A 2,703-nucleotide genomic window follows, 5' to 3' on the forward strand; every position below is an offset into this window, starting at 1 on the left:
TGCCCACCCCCCCCCCCCCCTCGCCCCGCCCCTCCCCCCCCCGGCCCCCCCCCCCCCCTGTGGGGGGGGGGGGCCCCTCGCCCGTACCCAAACCCTCATCAAGGGCGCGAACGGCATCGGCACGGTCCGCAAGACGACGCTGCCGAACGGTCTGCGCATCGTCACCGAGACCCTGCCCTCGGTCCGCTCAGCCACCTTCGGCATCTGGGCGCACGTGGGCTCGCGCGACGAGACGCCGACGCTGAACGGCGCGACGCACTACCTGGAGCACCTGCTCTTCAAGGGCACCAAGAAGCGCAGCGCGCTGGACATCTCGGCCGCGATAGACGCGGTCGGCGGCGAGATGAACGCCTTCACGGCGAAGGAGTTCACCTGCTACTACGCGCGCGTGCTCGACACCGACCTGCCGCTCGCCATCGACGTCGTCTGCGACATGCTGACCGGCTCGCTGATCGAGGAGGAGGACGTCGACGCGGAGCGCGGCGTGATCCTCGAAGAGATCGCGATGACCGAGGACGACGCGGGCGACGTCGTGCACGACCTGTTCGCTCACACGATGCTCGGCGACACCCCGCTCGGCCGCCCGGTCCTCGGCTCGGTCGACACGATCAACGCGCTCAGCCGGAACCAGATCACGCGCTTCTACAAGAAGCACTACGACCCGACGCACCTGGTCGTGGCCGCGGCGGGCAACGTCGACCACAACAAGGTCGTACGCCAGGTCCGTGCCGCCTTCGACCGGGCGGGTGCCCCGCAGGCCCTCGCCGAGCCGGTCGCCCCGCGCGCCGGCCGCAAGACCCTGCGCACCGCCGGGCGCATGGAACTCCTCGGCCGCAAGACCGAGCAGGCCCACGTCATCCTCGGCATGCCGGGCCTCGCCCGCACGGACGACCGCCGCTGGGCCATGGGCGTGCTCAACACGGCGCTCGGCGGCGGCATGTCGTCCCGCCTGTTCCAGGAGGTCCGCGAGAAGCGCGGGTTGGCGTACAGCGTGTACTCGTACACCTCGGGCTTCGCCGACTGCGGCCTGTTCGGTGTCTACGCGGGCTGCAGGCCGAGCCAGGTGCACGACGTGCTGAAGATCTGCCGCGACGAGCTGGACCAGGTCGCGCGGCACGGCATCAGCGACGACGAGATCAGCCGCGCCATCGGCCAGCTCGCCGGTTCCACGGTTCTCGGCCTGGAGGACACCGGGGCGCTCATGCACCGCATCGGCAAGAGCGAGCTGTGCTGGGGCGAGCAGATGTCGGTCGACGCGATGCTGGAGCGCATCTCGGCGGTGACCCCGGACGAGGTGCGCGCGGTCGCACGCGACATCCTGGGACAGCGCCCGTCCCTGTCGGTCATCGGCCCGCTCAAGGACAAGCAGGCGGCGCGCCTGCACGAAGCGGTCGCGTAACACCGTTTCACGTACGCATTTCAGTACGCACCGAAGGAACTGGGAGATCATGAGCAAGCTGCGCGTGGCGGTCATCGGGGCCAAGGGCCGCATCGGCTCCGAGGCCGTACGGGCCGTCGAGGCGGCCGAGGACATGGAGCTGGTCGCGGCCCTCGGCCGCGGCGACAAGCTGGACGTCCTCGTCGAGTCCGGCGCCCAGGTCGCGGTCGAACTGACCACGCCCGACTCGGTGATGGAGAACCTGGAGTTCTGCGTACGCCACGGAATCCACGCCGTCGTCGGCACCACGGGCTGGACCGACGAACGCCTCGCGCAGCTGAACCAGTGGCTGGCGGACTCCCCGGAGACGGGCGTGCTCATCGCCCCGAACTTCTCCATCGGCGCGGTCCTGACCATGAAGTTCGCGGAGGCGGCGGCGCCGTACTTCGAGTCCGTCGAGGTCATCGAGCTGCACCACCCGAAGAAGGTCGACGCCCCGTCCGGCACGGCCGCCCGCACCGCGCAGCTGATCGCGGCGGCCCGGGAGAAGGCGGGCAGCGCCCCCGCTCCCGACGCCACGGCCACGGCGCTCGACGGAGCGCGCGGCGCGGACGTCGACGGCGTCCCGGTCCACTCGGTGCGCCTGCGCGGCCTCCTGGCCCACCAGGAGGTCCTCCTGGGCGCCGAGGGCGAGACGCTGACGATCCGGCACGACTCGCTGCACCACAGCAGCTTCATGCCCGGCATCCTGCTCGGCGCCCGCAAGGTCACCACGCACCCCGGCCTCACCTTCGGCCTGGAACACTTCCTCGATCTGAACGGCTGACCTGCTGCGATGCGCGCGAAAATCACCTACGCAGTCACGGCCGTCGTCCTGGTCTTCTACTTCGTCCTGGCCGGCGACCGAGGCGTGATGCTCCTCCAGCAGGGCACGGCGCTGACGATCACCTTCGGCGTCGCGGTGCTGATCCTGCCGGTGATCGGCGTGTGGTTCCTGTGGGCGAACACCCGGTTCGTCACCAAGGCCAACAGGCTCGGCGAACTCCTGGAGGCGGAGGGCGGACTGCCCGTCGACGAACTCCGCCGCGACAGTTACGGCCGCATCGACCGCGACTCCGCCGACGAGGTCTTCGCCAGGCGCAAGGCCGAGACGGAGGACGCGCCGGGGGACTGGCGCTGCTGGTTCCGCCTCGCGGTCGCCTACCGGGACGCACGGGACACCCCGCGCGCGCGGAAGGCGATGCAGCGCGCGATCGCGCTCCACGAGGGCCGTTCGCTGAACGCCTGACGCATGACGAAGGGGCCGCACCGGCATCGTGCCGGTG

The 2,703-nt window shown here is 70.9% G+C and carries 3 protein-coding genes; all 3 read left to right on the forward strand.

Features of this window, described 5'->3' with window-relative positions; all coding sequences use genetic code 11:
• Positions 1-97 precede the first annotated feature (97 nt).
• Genes ACFV9W_RS39040 through ACFV9W_RS39050 form a run of 3 tightly spaced genes read left to right on the forward strand, consistent with a single transcriptional unit; the run spans position 98 to position 2,666 of the window.
• Positions 98-1,399, forward strand: coding sequence for a M16 family metallopeptidase (locus tag ACFV9W_RS39040; RefSeq protein ID WP_385770874.1), 1,302 nt, complete (start codon positions 98-100; stop codon positions 1,397-1,399).
• 49 nt (positions 1,400-1,448) lie between these two features.
• Complete coding sequence (gene dapB, locus ACFV9W_RS39045; RefSeq protein WP_385770870.1) at positions 1,449-2,204, forward strand: 4-hydroxy-tetrahydrodipicolinate reductase; 756 nt, start codon at positions 1,449-1,451, stop codon at positions 2,202-2,204.
• A gap of 9 nt (positions 2,205-2,213) precedes the next feature.
• A complete protein-coding gene (locus ACFV9W_RS39050; RefSeq protein ID WP_385770872.1) occupies positions 2,214-2,666 on the forward strand; it encodes a hypothetical protein in 453 nt (150 codons plus the stop codon).
• Positions 2,667-2,703 lie beyond the last annotated feature (37 nt).

Origin of the sequence: Streptomyces sp. NPDC059897 (assembly GCF_042730865.1) — a bacterium.
Taxonomy (GTDB): Bacteria; Actinomycetota; Actinomycetes; order Streptomycetales; family Streptomycetaceae; genus Streptomyces.

What these genes read in the sequence shown, in the direction of transcription:
- dapB (WP_385770870.1), top strand. Translation starts at nt 1,449, where the DNA reads ATGAGCAAGCTGCGCGTGGCGGTCATCGGGGCCAAGGGCCGCATCGGC.
- ACFV9W_RS39050 (WP_385770872.1), top strand. Translation starts at nt 2,214, where the DNA reads ATGCGCGCGAAAATCACCTACGCAGTCACGGCCGTCGTCCTGGTCTTC.